The 17,033-nt window shown below is 52.0% G+C and carries 11 protein-coding genes; 10 read left to right on the plus strand and 1 reads right to left on the minus strand.

Annotated features, from left to right (window positions below):
* Positions 1–26 precede the first annotated feature (26 nt).
* The 8 genes from CKV68_RS07645 (at position 27) to CKV68_RS07680 (ending at position 13,223) form a co-directional block, all read left to right on the plus strand.
* Positions 27–965 carry a sugar-binding transcriptional regulator gene (locus CKV68_RS07645; RefSeq protein ID WP_013910613.1) on the plus strand — a complete coding sequence of 313 codons (939 nt, stop codon included), beginning with the start codon at positions 27–29 and terminating at the stop codon, positions 963–965.
* A 247-nt stretch (positions 966–1,212) separates the two neighbouring features.
* A complete protein-coding gene (deoD, locus tag CKV68_RS07650) occupies positions 1,213–1,929 on the plus strand; it encodes a purine-nucleoside phosphorylase (protein WP_013910614.1) in 717 nt (238 codons plus the stop codon).
* 12 nt (positions 1,930–1,941) lie between these two features.
* Positions 1,942–3,318, plus strand: a complete 1,377-nt coding sequence (locus CKV68_RS07655; RefSeq protein ID WP_013910615.1) for an MFS transporter — start codon at positions 1,942–1,944, stop codon at positions 3,316–3,318.
* A gap of 58 nt (positions 3,319–3,376) precedes the next feature.
* Positions 3,377–4,042, plus strand: coding sequence for a deoxyribose-phosphate aldolase (gene deoC, locus CKV68_RS07660; RefSeq protein WP_095075950.1), 666 nt, complete (start codon positions 3,377–3,379; stop codon positions 4,040–4,042).
* Positions 4,043–4,062: 20 nt separating this feature from the next.
* Positions 4,063–5,727: a phospho-sugar mutase gene (locus CKV68_RS07665; protein WP_095075951.1), complete on the plus strand. Its 1,665-nt coding sequence runs from the start codon at positions 4,063–4,065 to the stop codon at positions 5,725–5,727.
* Between the two features lie 579 nt (positions 5,728–6,306).
* A complete protein-coding gene (locus CKV68_RS07670) occupies positions 6,307–7,911 on the plus strand; it encodes a VaFE repeat-containing surface-anchored protein (protein WP_095075952.1) in 1,605 nt (534 codons plus the stop codon).
* Positions 7,912–8,538: 627 nt separating this feature from the next.
* Positions 8,539–11,877, plus strand: coding sequence for an SdrD B-like domain-containing protein (locus tag CKV68_RS07675; protein ID WP_095076261.1), 3,339 nt, complete (start codon positions 8,539–8,541; stop codon positions 11,875–11,877).
* 254 nt (positions 11,878–12,131) lie between these two features.
* Complete coding sequence (locus CKV68_RS07680; protein WP_095075953.1) at positions 12,132–13,223, plus strand: hypothetical protein; 1,092 nt, start codon at positions 12,132–12,134, stop codon at positions 13,221–13,223.
* Between the two features lie 20 nt (positions 13,224–13,243).
* Here CKV68_RS07680 and CKV68_RS07685 read toward each other — a convergent pair whose 3' ends face one another.
* Positions 13,244–14,089 (minus strand): DMT family transporter, encoded by an 846-nt coding sequence (locus CKV68_RS07685; protein ID WP_023634951.1) that lies wholly within the window; start codon positions 14,087–14,089, stop codon positions 13,244–13,246.
* A gap of 176 nt (positions 14,090–14,265) precedes the next feature.
* Between CKV68_RS07685 and CKV68_RS07690 the strand changes: the two genes are divergently transcribed.
* Entirely contained in the window at positions 14,266–15,198 is a 933-nt protein-coding gene (locus tag CKV68_RS07690; RefSeq protein ID WP_095075954.1) for an ABC transporter ATP-binding protein, read from the plus strand.
* Positions 15,195–16,799: an ABC transporter permease gene (locus tag CKV68_RS07695; RefSeq protein WP_095075955.1), complete on the plus strand. Its 1,605-nt coding sequence runs from the start codon at positions 15,195–15,197 to the stop codon at positions 16,797–16,799. The genes CKV68_RS07690 and CKV68_RS07695 overlap by 4 nt, the downstream gene beginning before the upstream one ends.
* The last annotated feature ends 234 nt before the right edge of the window (positions 16,800–17,033 follow it).

Consider the following 17,033-nt stretch of genomic DNA (forward strand, 5'->3'; position numbering starts at 1 on the left):
CTTTTGGGGGTGAAGTAAGGGGCATCATGATTGACGCACGAGATGCACAAGCCATAGACGCGGCGAAGCTGTATTACGCGTCCGGTCTTGGGCAAGCAGAGGTTGCACAGCGTTTGGGTATTTCGCGCCCTACGGTTTCTAAGCTGCTTAGTTATGCGCGGGAAAAGGGCTTTGTCACCATTACGCTCAATGATCCGCGTGAGCAGGGCGATGAGATTGCACAACGTCTCAAAGAGCGCTTTTTGCTTGACGACGTCCGCGTGGTGCGCCCCGTCAGCCCCGACAAGGAAGAGCTGTTGCGTGAGTTGGGCAACGCCGGTGCTTCTTTATTGGAGGACTTGGTATGTGATGGGATGTCGGTAGGCATCTCTTGGGGGAACACCCTTAACAATGTGTCGGAGCATTTGCGTTCGCTTCCCCGTCACGATGTGAGTGTGGTGCAGCTCAAGGGAGGGCACTCGTTGAGTGAACGTAGCACGAATGACCTGAGTACGTTAACGCGTTTCGCACGTGCTTTTAACGCGGAGATGAAGCTCCTTCCTTTGCCGGTGATTCTGGATAGTCGTGAAGCTAAAGACTTGGTCGTACGTGATCGCCACATTTCCTGCATGCTCAGCGCTGGTGCGCATGCCGACGTCGTGGTGTTCACTGTGGGGTCTGTCCAGCGAGAAAGTCTGCTGCTCAACCTGGGGTATCTCTCAGAGGAAGAGATTGATCGGCTGCTTACGCATGCAGTCGGAGATATTTGTTCGCGGTTCTACACTGCTACGGGTGAGATCGCTGACCCTGCTATTGATGCACGTACCGTGGGTATTTCCATTGAAGACTTAAGCTCGCGACCAACGCGTGTGCTTATCGCTGGTGGAGTGGATAAAGCCAAGGCGATTCGTGTTGCTCTTGAGATGGGGACCACCACGCATCTGGTGACGGATTTTGGCGCTGCCCAGGCTGTGCTGGGGGAGTAACTCAGAGAATAACTAATGACCGAGGGACGCTGGGCCCTCGGTTTTTTGGTTTTTCCAGGTGAGGAGAGGAGGTCGGAAGGAAAGGGGAGGCCCCAGAAGGGTGGAACGAAAGTAAAATGAGGTATTGACATATGTTCCGTCGCGGACTTACCCTGTGGTTGTAGCACACCACGTGCTGTGCACCGATGCCTCGGAGCATGAGTAGGGGCACGGTCTCTTAACGCTTCTATCGTGAGGAGTAACTGAAATGGCTGAAAAGTCCACGCCCCATATCAATCCACGCGGTGTTGATATCGCAGATACGGTTCTGCTTCCTGGTGACCCACGCCGCGCGAAATTCATTGCAGAGACGTACCTCGATGACGTTGTTCAATTCAACGAGGTACGCAACATGCTGGGATACACCGGAACGTATAAAGGCACCCCGGTTTCTGTGATGGGCTCGGGAATGGGAATGCCTTCCATTGGCATCTACTCGTGGGAACTCATCAATATCTTTGGTGCGCGCAACGTTATCCGAGTGGGGTCGATTGGCTCTTTGCAGGAAGACATCAACCTTTATGACATCATCGTGGCGTCATCAGCCTCCACGGATTCCAACTTCCTAGAGCAGTACAACTTGCCCGGAACATATGCTCCTACTGCGTCCTGGAAACTACTGAAAGCTGTGGTTGACGAGGCAGACAAGGCTGGTCAGAAGGTGCACGTGGGCAATATCTTGTCTTCAGACATCTTCTACAACGCCGATGAGACTGCAAATGCTCGCTGGGCACGCATGGGCGTTATGGGTGTGGAGATGGAGTCTGCAGCATTGTATTCCATTGCCGCGTATGCCGGTGCTCATGCGCTCGGTTTGTTCACGGTGTCGGACAACATACCTAAGGGAGAAAGCACCACATCTGAGGAACGTGAAAAAGCGTTTACCTCGATGATGGAAATCGCCCTTCCGCTCGCGGGAATCTAGTAAAGGGTTGCCATGTCTCATACAAACGTCGATGCACGTAACGGCACAAACCACGCGAGCATAGTTAATCCTAAAGCTGCAGTGCCTGTACTCTTGTTTTCCTTTGTCTTTTGCTTAATTGTGGACAATGGATTTAAAACAATGACTGGCCCGATGGCCGCAGGTTTGGGTATTGACCCCAACACCGCGAGCCTTCAGGCTTCTCTGGCCGGTGTGATTATCGGTATCGGTGCTGTGGTGTATGCAGCGCTTGCCGATACGATCTCCATCCGCAAATTGATGCTCGTAGGCATTGGGTTGATTGCGGTTGGCTCGATCATGGGCTTTGTGTTTTCCGGTTCGTGGCCGATGGTTCTGTTTGGTCGTATTGTCCAGACAGCTGGTCTTGCTGCTGCGGAAACGCTGTACGTGATCTATGTGACCAAGCACCTTTCTGAAGATGACCAGAAGACCTACCTGGGCTTTTCCACCGCCGCTTTCCAAGGCGGACTGCTGATCGGAGCCTTGACCTCAGGTTTCATCTCCACATACGTTTCATGGACCGCCATGTTCCTGGTCCCGCTGATCTTGATTCTTGTGGCTCCTTTCATCCAGAAGATGGTTCCGGAGGACGAGGCTGTTGAGGGAACATTTGATGCTCTAGGACTTTTCCTGGTGTCTGTGTTTGCAGCATCTTTGACCATGTACATGCAAAAGTTCAATCCGTTGTGGCTGATTCCTACGGTGCTCGGAATTGTCGGTTTTGTGGTTCATGTAAAGAAGAACAAGAAAGCACTCGTATCGCCGGAGTTCTTTACTAATGGTCGGTATGTGTGGGCGATTGTCTTGGTATTCGTGATTTATTCCACGCAGCTAGGGTTTATCTTCTTACTCCCATTCGCCGCGTCTGACGTTCACGGGCTTTCGCAGGATAAAGCTGCATTACTCATGGTCCCGGGTTATATCTGCGCGATTTTAGTGGGCGTCTTCTCCGGCGCGATCGGTAAGGTTTTGAGCTCTCGGCAGACTATTTACGCAGCTCTCACCATGATCTTCCTGTCATTGGTCATCGCGGCGCTTGGTTTGAACCTCCATATTGCAGTACTGATATGTGCAATTATCCTTTTTGCCTCTGGTTTTGCCCTTATGTACGCACCATTGGTGAATACCGCACTGATAAATATCACCGCTGCAAAGTCGGGCATCGCTATCGGTTTTTATAACCTGACCATCAACATCACAATTCCGCTTGGTATTGCCTATACCGCAAAGCTCATGGACCTGAACTTTGGCTACTCGACGATCCTCTGGGTGCTGGCCGGGATTGCTTTGGTTGGTGCAGTCATCTACGTCCTTGCAGATCGACGTATGTCTAGTACTGAACGCGCACGTGGTGTGTATGTGGCATAGCAGCTAACCAGCCTTCAGCATTATTTTTACTTTTCTTCAAATACTAAGGAGATTTTCCATGTCGTCTCAACTCACCCGCTCTCAGGTCGCCGTAATGATCGACCACACCCTGCTCAAGCCGGAAGCTACTGAAGCGGACGTGAAGAAATTGGTCAAAGAGGCTGCACAACTCGGCACGTATTCTATTTGCATCTCACCTTCGTTGCTGCCAGTGGAGGTCCCGGAAGGCGTACATATTGCTACCGTGGTGGGGTTCCCCTCGGGCGCAGTCAAGCCCGAAATTAAGGCCAATGAGGCATCTCGTGCAGTTCACGATGGCGCTGAAGAAGTAGATATGGTAATTAATCTGGCTTTGGTCAAAGAGGGACGCTTTGAGGACCTTCAAGCGGAAATCGCCGCAGTGCGCGCAGCAGTGCCAGCTCCAAACGTCCTCAAAGTGATCCTTGAGACCGCAGCGCTTGACGACGATCAGATCGCTCGTGCCTGCGAAGTTTCAGAGAAAGCTGGCGCAGACTTTGTTAAGACTTCCACCGGATTCCATCCGGCAGGTGGTGCCAGCGTGCATGCCGTGGAGATCATGAACCGCACTGTTGGCGGTCGCCTCGGCATCAAAGCATCAGGTGGCATCCGTGATGCAGAGACTGCAAAGGCCATGATTGCTGCAGGAGCAACCCGATTGGGATTGTCCGCTTCCGCAGCTGTTCTGGACGGCTTCGACGAGTAGCGGAAAGTGGTGCAGCGGAAATGACAAACACATTGATTGAACGTGCGCGTGTTTGGGCAGAACACGATCCGAATCGGGAAAGCCGTGAGCAGATTGAGGCATGGATTGATGCGAATGATGAGTCTTCGCTCGCGCGTACTTTCGCTGGTCCTCTTCACTTTGGCACCGCAGGTTTGCGTGCACAAGTGGGGCCGGGTGAGTCGCAACTCAATGAAGCAACGATTCTGCGCACCACGGCTGGACTCATGGCGTGGCTGCTGGAGAACTTGGGCCACGACTCAGTACCTCGCGTGGTGATTGGCTGTGATGCTCGGCATGGGTCGTCAGAATTTTATGATGCTGCAGCAGAGGTTGTTTCCGCAGCCGGCGGCGAAGCGTTAGTTCTGCCTAAACAAAACCCGACTCCTCTCACGGCGTACACGGTGAAAAAGCTGGGAGCGGATGCAGGAATTATGGTTACAGCATCCCATAATCCACCGGCTGATAATGGGTACAAAGTGTATCTGGGCGGCAGAATAGCCACTGGCGACGCTGAAGGCGTGCAGCTGATCGCACCCGCCGATGCAGAAATCGCTGAAGCTATCGCAGCGGCTCCGTTCGCAGATCAAATTGCGCGCAATCGTGACAATATTCTTGAGGTTGATACTCGCGAGCACTATATCGAGCGGACTGCAGGGCTTGTTGGTGCAGACGTTAGTAAGGAATCACGAGCTAATGTGCGTATCGCGTTGACGGCTATGCATGGCGTAGGCGCTGCGCTGGGTAAAGAGATTTTGGAAAAAGCGGGATTTGAGGTTTCCCTTGTTCCGGAACAAGCAGAACCTGATGCAGATTTCCCCACTGTATCTTTCCCCAACCCTGAAGAAAAAGGGGCGCTGGACCTAGCCAAAGCCCATGCACATGCCATTGACGCCGACGTCATTATTGCCTATGACCCCGATGCTGACCGATGCGCTGTAGCTACTAAAGACGCTGACGCTGAGGGCGGATGGCGCCAACTGACTGGCGATGAAACAGGTGCGCTTCTGGGTGAATACCTTGGAACTACGGTTAAGGGATCCTATGCTAACTCGGTAGTTTCTGGTCGACTCCTATCGCAGGTGGCTAAAGCACATGGGTTGGACCATGCGCAGACGCTTACCGGGTTTAAGTGGATTGCTCGTACTCCCAACCTTGCTTTTGGTTATGAGGAAGCCATTGGATATTGCTGCGATCCAGAGGCAGTAGCAGACAAAGATGGAATTTCTGCGTCGGTGGTTGTGGCAAGTCTCGTCGCAAAGCTTAAAGCAGCTGGACGGACGCTTGATTGCGCTCTCGACGACCTCGCCAAAGCGCACGGTCTCTATATGACAGCACCGTTGACATTCCGCGTGGAGGATCTGTCCATCATTGCTGAGGGAATGAAGACTTTGCGTACGACGCCGCCGACGGAGCTTGCCGGTTCGAAGATTACTGAAGTGATTGACCTGGCGGAGGGAACACTAGGTTTTGGTGCCACGGACGGAATGATGTTCCTGACGGAAGATAATGATCGGGTGATCTGCCGTCCTTCCGGAACTGAGCCGAAGCTTAAATGCTATTTAGAGGTCGTCCGGCCGGTGGGCGAGGATGGCGTGGACCGTCAAGGGGCACAAGATCGACTCGCCGCGATCGCCGAAGACTTGCACAGGGTTTTAGGCATGTAACTGTGAATATTAGCTAGTCCTCGCTATTTTTAGCGGGGATTTAGCTATGTTCGGGGGTGCAAAAAGAAAGATTGCTTTGCGGTAACAAAGTAGCTACTTGCAGGGCTTATTGAATAGTAGATTTGATATGCATACGTATGCGTAGCGTGTGGCGGGGGTGGGTTGGTGGGAGGTTTAATGCAACCTTTGCACAGTCTTGAATCAGTGGTCAATTTTCGGACGGGGGTTAAATTAGTGTTTGTTTTGTCTTTCTAATGTATGGAGTCGGGGGGTGGTGTTGGGGGAGGGTAGTGGGTCGAGCAGCGGCTTTTGTGTGGGAAATTAGGGGATGTGTACGCAATCCTGAAGGGTGAGATTTGGAAAACCTGAGAGAAATATCATTATAGATGTTATAGGTATTTTTCTATTTTAGATATCTTTCATACAAGGCTTACGCTGCTGTTCATTAAAAAGCTGGAAACACGAGGTTATGAGAAATCCACGAACAGGGCTTTTTGATTTTCCCTCCCCATAAACTTTGAGGTCTTCTGGCGGTGAGCGCAGTGTTTACCGTCATAGAGGACCTGGTACTAGGAAAAAATGAGAAGTAAGCCCTTTAAAAAAGTAGTTGCTTTGATTACTGGTATTGCTGTTGCATTCAGTGTTAACACCAGTGTTCAAGCTCAGGAAGCTGGCCCAGCTTACCTTGGTTATCTTGATGAGACCGCGGCTGTACAGGAGCCCTTTGGTAATGATGGTTACCAAAATTATTCTTCCGTTCCACCGCTGGTAGTCAAGGCGGAAGGTAGTGAAACTGAAGAGCTGGCTTATTGCTTCAACATAACAAAGCCATATCCTGTTCTTAAGGATTCTTTGACGTCCAATACGAGTGACGTATTCAATAAGGGAATTAGCCTTCGTTACAAGAGTAACTACGGCGTTTCTCTTCAAAACTTTGCCACCAGGTGGCGTGGATCAGAAGCTGATGCTGGCGTACTTCGGGCTATTTATAATGGACATAGCCATAATGCAGCAGGTCTGAAAGAATCACTTGGACTTACGGATGCAGAATTCCGATACGCTACTCAGCTTGCCGTGTGGTACTGGACGGATAGTGATCCTGGCAGCAAATACCTCACAGGTGCTGGTACGAGCGCGAACAAGATCGAACAAGCTGCAAGGATCCTTTCTGGACTGGAGGTAGCGTCTGTTGACCTTAAAGAGGTCGATCCAAAGCTGGTAACGCTGAAGATTTACAGCCCTTACAGCTTGGAAGGTCAGTCTGCTAATTACCAGAATCTTTTGAGCATTAAGTTCGTAAGTCCGGAGACTGGCGATTCTGTCGATCCTGAAGAGCCAACCAAGACCGCGCCTAAAGAGCCTGAGGCTCCGAAGACTGAGTCCGAGAAGCCTAAGGAACCTGAAGCTCCCAAGACTGAACCTCAAACGCCGCAAGAGCCACAAGAGCCGAAGCCGGAAGAGGTTAAGCCAACGCTGAAGACATCTGCAACTGATCAGGCTGATGATGACAAGCTGATTTCTGCAACTGGTGGAAAAGTCGTGGACAAGGTTACCTACACTGGCCTTACTGAGGGCGAGAAGTACCTTGTTGAAGGCGAACTTATGGACAAAGGGACCGGTAAAACTACCGGAATTAAAGCAGAAACTGAGTTCACCGCTTCAGGTGCTAACGGTACGGTGGATGTAACTTTCGATGTCGATGCTGATCAGGCTGGCAAGACTCTTGTGGCATTTGAAAAGCTTTATAAGGCAGATGACAAGACCACTGTTGTTGCTAGCCATGAAGATATCGATGATGCTGCACAGACGGTCTCTGTTGAAGAAGATGTTGTTCCTGGCGACGGCGATGATGAGCTTGTTCCAGCGAATCCGGATGATTCGTCTTTCAACTGGAAGTATCTGATTCCGCTTGCTTTGATTCCTGTGGTGGGTGCTTTGGTATGGGGATCCTCGCAGGGAAGTAGCTCCGCGGCAGCTCCGACGAATCCGGCATACGCTGCTCCAGGTGCTCCGGCACCAGCTGCTGCTACCACTACGGCGGCGCCGGCTCCTGTGGCTACGTCTGCAGCGTCTGCGAAGAAGCAACTAGCGGCTACTGGTGCGAGCGTTCTCTATACCCTACTGGCAGCGCTGCTGTTGGTTGTTGCTGGTGTGTTCCTTGTGTGGGTGCGTCGTAACGATTAGTCCCGATTGCTGGGAAGCTAGTTTTTAATAAAGGCACCACTCCTGATATTAAAGGAGTGGTGCCTTTTGCTTGCTATGAATCAATAGGGGCGTTCTGGGAAGCGAAATGTTGGTTTAATGATGTGCAAGTGATGGTTCTGTCGTACTTTCCGTAATGAGACACCATTGCAAAAATGGGGTGGTACGGGGGTGTTCTTATGCAATGTTTACACATGAATATATAGGCTGATAATTTACTGACATTTGTGAGAATTAATATTCTCGCTGGTCATGTTTATTTTTCCGATCTTAAATATAGGGAAAATTAAAGGTCTTTTGAGATTATTGAACTTTATTCTTTTCTATATGAGAAAATATCTCACTTTCTTAGGTAAAGGGCATTTTATTTTTTTATATTTTTCGAGGTAGATAGGCTGAGTTACTCAAAGAGGACAGGCCCTCACAGTGAGCAAGAATATCTGCGAGCTGGACTCTTTTGACTAGTGAAAAATACTAAGCTCGCCCCACCCCTCACTTATGTCTTGAGCTTGATGGACTTAAAGCCATTTAGGTGAAGGGTCGAAGATTCCCTGCTAAGCGTCAGTTGCGGGTGCAGCTTAGTCCAGTTAAGCGAGGATGGACTCTTACTTGAATGAAGTAAGCCCTTTTAACCAGCCTGCCACTAAACGTCTTGGACGCACTGTTGCTGCAGTTGTTACAGCAACAAGCGTGAGCTTTAGTGGTTTTCTTGTACCTACTGCTTCTGCTGCGGCTGCTAGCGCATATTCCGATAACATCGGCCGCAATGAGATTGGAACAGAGCTTTTAGAGAAACTAAAGCCTGAAATCGTCGGTGGTAGCCAATCTGTATCTGTAGGGGACTCAGTTACTTACAAATACACTGTAAAGACCGGCTTCCCACAAGATCCCAACAATGTGACTGCCCAGCGGTGGGTTCGCATGGTGATCACGCAGGACCCGAAGGTGCCTTTCACGGAGGCTCCAGCTGCAGGAAAGTTCGGTATTCCTGCGGATGCTGTAGTGACCCAAACGGGTCCTAATGAGTGGTCTGTTGTGCTGGGTGCGGAGTACGAAGCTTGGCAGTGGGGAAATACCGAAGCTGCAAATGCCCATAATGATGGGTTATTCAAAGTAAACAACACTGCGCACCCAATGTGGTCTACCGCTGAGGATTTCAGGGCTACACCTTGGACACCACCCACTGATCTCACAATTGAGATTCCTGCACAAGTAATGAATGCTGATGGAGCAGCTTCCACAGGGTCCCTCACGGTTACATCAGGCCGGCTTGCTGATGTTAGCTTGGAAGACAAGCTAAGCAAGGCAGTATTTGTTTCTAATGACGGCAACGGTACATGTACTTGGGATGCTACCTATGAAACCAAGCTAGTTAAGCAAGATGTTGGTTATTGGGTGCAGAACATTCGGATTGCTTCAAATCCTGAAGAAGTGAAGGAATACGCTTCGCTCCCGACGCAATACCAAGATATGCGGAGATACCGTCCGAGGCTGATCTCCGGTGAAGCTTTTGTTGGCGATAAAAAAATTGGGAATTTACAGCCCATGTATAACGGCGAGGATCCTCAAATTGGGCGTCTAATCGGCGATCTAAATATTACTGAGGACGTACCGCCGTTTACGTCTTCTGAATGGCTCGCGCCTACAGTACCTGTAAAGGTTACGTACTCTTATACGAATCCTTGTGGAACAAAGGTCGATGAGCAGTATGTGAAAGATAATCCGCAGTTTGTTGACCCCTCACCAAATGTTTATTCACCATATCCGACTCTGCAACGTGAATACACCTACGTCGAAGCCTCTGGCGTCTACGTTGGACTCGTCCGTCCTCCGGAGGATGCTTCTGCGACTGCACAGTTTGTGTTCAACCAGGGCCTGGTTTCCCTCGGAGATTACGTATGGTTCGATCGCAACGGTGACGGCAAGCAAGGGGATAAAACAACCGAACCCGGTGTCGGTGGCGTAAAAGTTTCCCTACTTGATGGTGACGGTAAACCCGTGAACAAGCCAGGCACGAGCGAGCCTTATGTGCTTACCACGGATGATTCTGGCAAGTACCTCTTTGAAAAGCTGCCTAAGGGCAAGTACAAGGTGCAGTTCGATGCGTCGACGGTGCCAGCAGATAAGCTTCCAGAAGGAATCTCAAGCTTCTCTGATTTCACCTCAAAGGGTGCGGATCCGGACCAAAACGATGACACCGATTCTGATGTCACTCCTGGGGGTCTAACGTCTACGACGGACGTTGTGGATCTGCAGCAGGATCGCACGGATATTGACGCTGGTTTGATCGCAAAGGCTCGTTTCTCTGTATCCAAGGTTCTCGACGGAACTGATGCTGGCAAACAGGTTGGTACAACAGCGCGTGAACTTGCGGACGGAAAGCTCGTTGTTGAGCACAAGATCACGGTCAAGAATGAGACTCCTGGTATTCCAGGAAAGGCTCCTCAGGTGCTTGACGAGCCTCTGAGCGTTCCCGGCTTTGAAATTGAATCTCTTACTGTCAACGGAAATCCAGTTGAGAAAACCGGCAAGGATTATCTGATCGCAGCAGAGAAAGACTTCAAAGCAAGTGAAGAGAAGCAAGAGTACCTGGTAAAGGTCACCTACAAGCGTGCTGCCGATAATAAAGCCACCGGCGAACTAACCAAGGCTGAGGCAGATGCTATTGGAGAGTGCTCGGATCAAAGCGGCACAGGTACAACCAAGGGAATCGTTAACAAGGTCTACCTTGGAGATGAAAACAATGAGGCTGACGCTGACGCAGAAAAAGACAAGAACAACTGGGATTGTGTCCCGGTAAAGGGAGTTGATGAGCCCGTAGGTTCTGTCTCTGTCGGTGACTTCGTGTGGATTGATTCCAATCGCGACGGTATTCAGGATGCTGATGAAAAGGGCCTGGCCGGTGTAGAGCTTCAGATCGTTGATTCTGAGGGGAACCCAGTCAAGGACATCAACGGTGAAGAAGTAAAGAACGTGACCACCGGTGCCGATGGCAAGTATTCCTTTGACAACCTCCCAACGCTGGAGGATGGCAAGCACTACACAGTGAAGGTAGTTAAAGTTCCCGCTGGTTACGAGCCGACTAAGACCGGCCAAGGCACGCAGGATAATGACTCCTCTAAGGATTCGGCCAAGACGTACAAGGATCTGTCTCAAGACGGCGCCAAGGACGACTCTCTTGACTTTGGTTTTGTTGAGCCTGAGCCTGACGTTCCGGGTTCTGTCTCCGTCGGTGATTTTGTCTGGGTTGATGCTAACGGTAACGGCATCCAGGATGAAGGTGAAGAGGGACTCTCAGATGTAGTTTTGGAGCTCGTTGGCACAGACGGCAAGCCAGTGACAGACGTCAACGGCAAGCTAGTCGAGAATGCCACCACGCGTGCAGACGGCAAGTACACCTTCAGCGATCTTCCAGTATTGGAAGAAGGCCAGAAGTACACGGTGAAGGTCGTAGAGGTTCCTGAAGGCTATGAGCCAACCAAAACGGGTGAGGGAACAACAGATACAGATTCCTCCACGGATCAAGCCGAGACTACCGCGGACCTGACCAAGCCGGATGCAGAAGATAACTCCCTCGACTTTGGCTTTATTAAAGTCGAAGATCCAGAGAACCCTGATTTCCCGGATGATGAAGATCCAGAAGGACCATCCTTTAACTGGAAGTATCTGATTCCTTTCGCTCTGATTCCTGTTATTGGTGCTTTGGTATGGGGTTCTTCGCAGGGAAGTAGCTCCCCTGGAACTCCTGCTCCGACTGCTCCTAAGACACCAGGGTCCACCACGACCCCAGCTACAGCGGCACCTCAGACTCCGGAATCTGCTGCACCAAAGGCTCCTATGAAGCGGCAGTTGGCTGCTACTGGTGCGAGCGTTCTGTACACGCTATTGGCAGCATTGCTGCTGGTTATTGCTGGTGTATTCCTTGTGAGGTTGCGTCGTCAAGACTAGTTCTTGGCTACTAGATAACTAGCATTAAATAAGGCGCTATCCACGTTGTTGGGTAGCGCCTTGTTTGTGGTGTCGTCGAGAAGCAAATGCAGATACAATGCGGTGTGCATCCGCCATAAGTAGGCATACGAGACGAAAGACGGACATTTATGCGCAGGGACACAGTCCGCACAACCTCGGGAGATGGGGTGCTGAGGCAGCGATATCGGTCTTTTGTCACGTGGTTGGATTTTCCTAGTGTCAGGCCGCGCCGCATGGTGGTTTGGCAGGATTGGCTGGCTGCCGCGGTTCTCTTTGTGGCTACGGCTTTGGTACGGCTCGCCTTTTTGCTGTGGATGCGTGGCGACGCGAGCCTTGAGGCTTTGGTGTCTAAGTGGGACGGCCGGATTTATTTAGCCATTGCTCAATACGGGTATTTTAGTGAGGCCGGGGGCGTACCAGATCCCGAGATATATCAGACGCGGCTCGCATTTTTCCCGGGATATCCAGGTCTGATAGCCGCTGTGCACGCAGTGACCCGGCTGAATTATCTCACCAGTGCACTTTTGATCTCGTATGTCGCAGGGGTCGTGATGACCGCCGGCGTGATGGCGATGGCCGCACGGATGGGGGCCGACAAACGGTTGCGATTGGCTGCCGCGATGCTGGTGCTAGGTGCACCTATGAGCACCACATTCACAATGGTCTATACCGAAGCAATCTTTTTGGCCTGTGCTGTGTGGGCTTTGGTCGCCATGGTGGATAAGCGCTGGTTACTGGCGGGAGTATGTACTTTTTGTGCGGGCTTTTTCCGACTGACCGCAATTGATCTTGTGGCGGCTTTTGCTGTGGTAGTTGCAATCTATGCGGCCCGCAATTGGCGAGCGTGGGGTGCCGTCGCAGTATCTACGGTCCCGTTGGTGAGCTACTTGATGTACGCATCGCATTACACGCGTGACATTGGCGGTTACTTTGGGATGCAGACCAAAGGCTGGCACTCTACCTTTGACTTTGGTCGCGCTACTGCGATCTGGGTGAGCACTCAGCTGCGTGAAGGCAACAACGTGGGCTATCTGCTGTCCATCGTGTCCATTGTGGGAGCATTAGGCGCGGTCATCCTGTCTTTTCGACGGCTTCCACTGGCATATTGGCTGTTTGGCGCAGCGATTACGGCTAACGTTGTGCTTTCCGACGGCATCATGCACTCACGTCCCCGACTTCTACTCCCAGCAGTGGTGCTTTTACTTCCCGTTATTTTCCAGCTCCCCAGGGGGCGTTACGCATTACCCGCAGCCGCGATGTGCTGGTTGCTCGTGGGCGCATGGTTTTCCGCATATATGATCGCGGTGTTCCAGTGGGCGATCTAGCAGGTATTTTCTTCTGCCAGCTATGAACTGCCCACGCCACGTCGTGATAGCGCAAAAGTGGACACAATCATGGCGATCAAAGCCAGAGCCATCCACAACCAGTTAGCTCCCGATACTTGGAACTGCTCGCCCAGGACGGCATACCCCAAAGCAAAAGCAACGATGGGTTCTGTAACCGTCATGGCTGGTAGCGAGTTTTTTAAAGCTCCGGCGTTAAAAGCATATTGTTGTACGACCGTACCTAGAATCGCCCCGGCCGCAAGGGAATAGCCCTGCCATGTGGTGGCAAGGGCAAAGAAGCCTCCGTGGGTGAGTACGTCTACGGTGGCCTTAGAAAGAACGGCTACATAGCCATAAATGCCACCGGTGACTATGCCTAAGAGCAGGGCTTTTTCGTTCCTGATCTGTTTTTGAGCGAATCGTTCTAAGACAAAGAGGACGAGAAAACCTATGGCCAGTGCGGGAAGCCAGCGTCCCAGCGGGGGCTGCGGGTCGCCTGCGGAAGGATTTCCCAAAAGCACGAGCACAGCGACGGCCACCGTGAGCAGCCCCGCCCACGTTATTTCGTCGATTGCCATGCGGCGGCCGTCGTAACGCGCGGAAAGCGGAAGCGTAAACATCAGGGACAACACGAGGATTGGTTGCACCACTAATAACGTGCCAAAACCCAGGGCGATAATTTGCAGCCCGTAGCCCGATAAAGCGGTGAAGCTACCTAACCACCAGGCGGGGCGTCGAATAGCTTGCAAGAAAGGGGAGCCCTCGGCGGGTGCCTCTTCTGCAATACGATGGCGCACCACTGTGCCCCAGGCGATAGTGAGCGCCGAGGCCAGGGCGAACCCCATAGCAAGAAGAGTGCTGTACATCGACTTCTAGCCTATACGGGTTGTTGCTAGACGACGTAGCACGTGCGGAAGATAGTGCCCCCACTGTGCATGTGCTGCGAACAGGGGTGGCGGAAGCTGAATGAAAGCCCCCAGTGTTGAATCGCGGTGCTACCGTAAAAATATCCAAGGTCAGCTCCACAGCAGGGGAGAAGAAAATGGCAGCGCACAAGGGTATTTCTGCACAGAAAAACAGCGAAGATGTTATCCGTGTCCGGAATCTAGACAAGAGCTTCGGGTCTTTTAAAGCACTCGATCAACTCGACCTGACCGTTGCCCGTGGGGAAGTGCACGGCTTTTTGGGTCCTAATGGGGCAGGGAAGTCCACAGCGATTCGCGTACTGTTGGGGCTGCTCAAGGCCGATGCAGGCGAGGTAGAACTGCTGGGTGGTGATCCGTGGAAAGACGTTGTTGCACTACACCGCAGGCTCGCATATGTGCCAGGCGACGTTTCCCTATGGCCTGGAATGAGTGGTGGGGAAGCTATCGACCTTTTAGGTTCTCTCCGGGGCGGACTGAACGCACAGCGCAGGGCGGAGCTCATAGAGCGCTTTGAGCTCGACCCGACGAAGAAGGGGAGGCAATACTCTAAAGGCAACCGCCAAAAGGTTGCGCTTGTTGCTGCCTTAGCTTCTGACGCGGAACTGCTGATCTTAGACGAGCCCACCAGTGGTCTTGACCCTCTTATGGAAAGTGTATTTCAGGACGTTGTGCGTGAAGCTAAAGAGCGAGGAGCGACGGTGTTTCTTAGCAGCCACATCCTCGCGGAAGTAGAGGCACTAGCGGACAGAATGAGCATTATTAAAGCAGGTCGCATCGTTCGAACCGCCACGCTAGAAGAACTACAACAAACTGCGGCAACCACCATTACTGCGGTGTTACACCGCGCGCCTGATGCCAAAGACTGCCCTGAACAAGCGCAAGTTAACGGGAACACTCTCACTGTTAGCGTCCCACAAAAGCAGGTCGGAGCGATACTGGAACGAGTGCTTCCGCTGGGCATTGATAAGTTGACGGTGGAGCCGCCGTCCCTGGAAAGCCTGTTCAAAGACCTGTACGGGGAAGAATCAGAGCCAGGTGAGGAGCAATGATCGGGACAACACGCCCCCTGGTAGGCACAGGTGTGCTGCTCAAAGCCACGCTGCGCCACGAGCTGAAAAGGTTTATTCCGTGGATCGCAATAGTGACCATGCTGTCCACCTCTTCAATTCTTGCCTATGCGTGGATGTTTCCGCATCGAGAAGACCGGGCTGTATTAGATGCCACCATTGGCGGAAACCCGGCCTTAGGACTCATCTTCGGTCCCGCGAGAAACCTCTATACCAACGAGGGGTTCAATACCTGGCGGGCTTTTGCTTTAGGCGGCTTTCTTACCGGTATCGCTGCCATCTTTGCCGTGACCAAAGCAACCAGAGGCCAAGAGGATTCTGGACAAGCAGAGTTACTTGCCTCCGGGGCTATGGGACGCGGCGCTCGATTGGCTGTGGCCGTGTTGCTGGGGATCATAGGCTCAACGCTGGTCGGAGTGGTGACGGCACTATGCACACTCCTCTGCGGGGCGGAAGCAGATGCGACGTTGCTACTGGCAGCAACGTTTACTGCTACCGGGTGGATGATGAGCGCTGTAGCCGCAGTCGCCGCACAACTTGGATCTACCGCCCGAGCCGCTAACACCCTGGCAGTGAGCACATTATCCGTGCTTTTTATCCTTCGAGGATTCCTATTATCACTGGAAGCACCCGCGTGGACTAACTGGGCAAATCCGCTCGGTTGGTTGGATGAAACCCGCCCTGCCACGGACAACCACTGGTGGCCGCTCTTATACGCATTGGTGTTTACCCTCATCGTGACGGCTGTGGCCTTTGGCTTGTCATCTGGCCGCGACTTTGGGCAGGGCATCATCCCGTCGCAACCTGGCTCCGCGCATGGTTCGCTGAGAGGAGTAGAAGGCCTCATCTGGCGACTCAATAAAGCACCCGCGTTTACCTGGGTCATCGCCTTTGTGGCTTTAGGCGTGATCTTTGGATACTTCATCGGGTCTGTCAAAGACCTACTAGCTTCAAGTCCCGCGATGGCAGCCATGATGGCGGGCGGCGCTGTGGATCCAGCGCAATTGGTCAACAACTTTGCGGTAACCATGCTCAGCATGTTGGGGATCATTGCGGCTATACCAGGAGTTCAAGTGGTGCTGCGAATAGTCTCGGAAGAGAATAGTCAAAGGATTGAGCCGATTCTCACTGGTGGAATTAGCCGACTCCGGTATTGTGCGGTAACACTGGCCGCTGCAGCTGCAACAAGCACCATGTGTCTTCTCACCGCTGGTGTCCTGGTGGCGTGGCTGAGCAGCCGTGCTGATATTGGGCTTAGTTTCTTGGATGTGTTTATCCAGGCTGCAGTGACCTCGGTAGCAACATGGCCCATCATAGGAATCGCTGCGGTGGTAGTAGGTGTGCGCCCGAGGTTTGCGATTGCAGCATGGGTTGGAGTGCTTGAGTCATTCTCCATCACCATCTTTGGTCCCACATTTAAAGCCCCCGACTGGACAATGGCTTTTAGCCCCTTCCATCACATACCGCATGTGATGGAATCCGATGCTCACGGGTGGGGAGTGCTAGGGCTTCTGGTTGTATCTGCTCTTCTCTGTGTTATCGGGTGTAGTGCCTTTAACCGCAGGGACATTGGAGTGGAATAAAAGTGGAGCATGAGAAGAACAGCATGCTGAAAGTAATGCGGACGACAGTAATTTTCTCTTTATGTCGCGCCGGGAGGGTGTAAAAATATAGGTGGTTTTTAAAAAACTTTGTTTTGACCACTTACATGAGCCGCCTCTTTACTGCGGCGTGAAAAATAGACTGTATGATAGTTATTCGCAATCGTATGGTCTTGATCTAGGGGCACATCCAGTACAGATGGCTCCGGGAAGGGC

Source organism: Corynebacterium ulcerans (assembly GCF_900187135.1).
GTDB lineage: Bacteria > Actinomycetota > Actinomycetes > Mycobacteriales > Mycobacteriaceae > Corynebacterium > Corynebacterium ulcerans.

What these genes read in the sequence shown, in the direction of transcription:
- CKV68_RS07645 (WP_013910613.1), top strand. Translation starts at nt 27, where the DNA reads ATGATTGACGCACGAGATGCACAAGCCATAGACGCGGCGAAGCTGTAT.
- deoD (WP_013910614.1), top strand. Translation starts at nt 1,213, where the DNA reads ATGGCTGAAAAGTCCACGCCCCATATCAATCCACGCGGTGTTGATATC.
- CKV68_RS07655 (WP_013910615.1), top strand. Translation starts at nt 1,942, where the DNA reads ATGTCTCATACAAACGTCGATGCACGTAACGGCACAAACCACGCGAGC.
- deoC (WP_095075950.1), top strand. Translation starts at nt 3,377, where the DNA reads ATGTCGTCTCAACTCACCCGCTCTCAGGTCGCCGTAATGATCGACCAC.
- CKV68_RS07665 (WP_095075951.1), top strand. Translation starts at nt 4,063, where the DNA reads ATGACAAACACATTGATTGAACGTGCGCGTGTTTGGGCAGAACACGAT.
- CKV68_RS07670 (WP_095075952.1), top strand. Translation starts at nt 6,307, where the DNA reads ATGAGAAGTAAGCCCTTTAAAAAAGTAGTTGCTTTGATTACTGGTATT.
- CKV68_RS07680 (WP_095075953.1), top strand. Translation starts at nt 12,132, where the DNA reads ATGGTGGTTTGGCAGGATTGGCTGGCTGCCGCGGTTCTCTTTGTGGCT.
- CKV68_RS07685 (WP_023634951.1), bottom strand. Translation starts at nt 14,089, where the DNA reads ATGTACAGCACTCTTCTTGCTATGGGGTTCGCCCTGGCCTCGGCGCTC.
- CKV68_RS07690 (WP_095075954.1), top strand. Translation starts at nt 14,266, where the DNA reads ATGGCAGCGCACAAGGGTATTTCTGCACAGAAAAACAGCGAAGATGTT.
- CKV68_RS07695 (WP_095075955.1), top strand. Translation starts at nt 15,195, where the DNA reads ATGATCGGGACAACACGCCCCCTGGTAGGCACAGGTGTGCTGCTCAAA.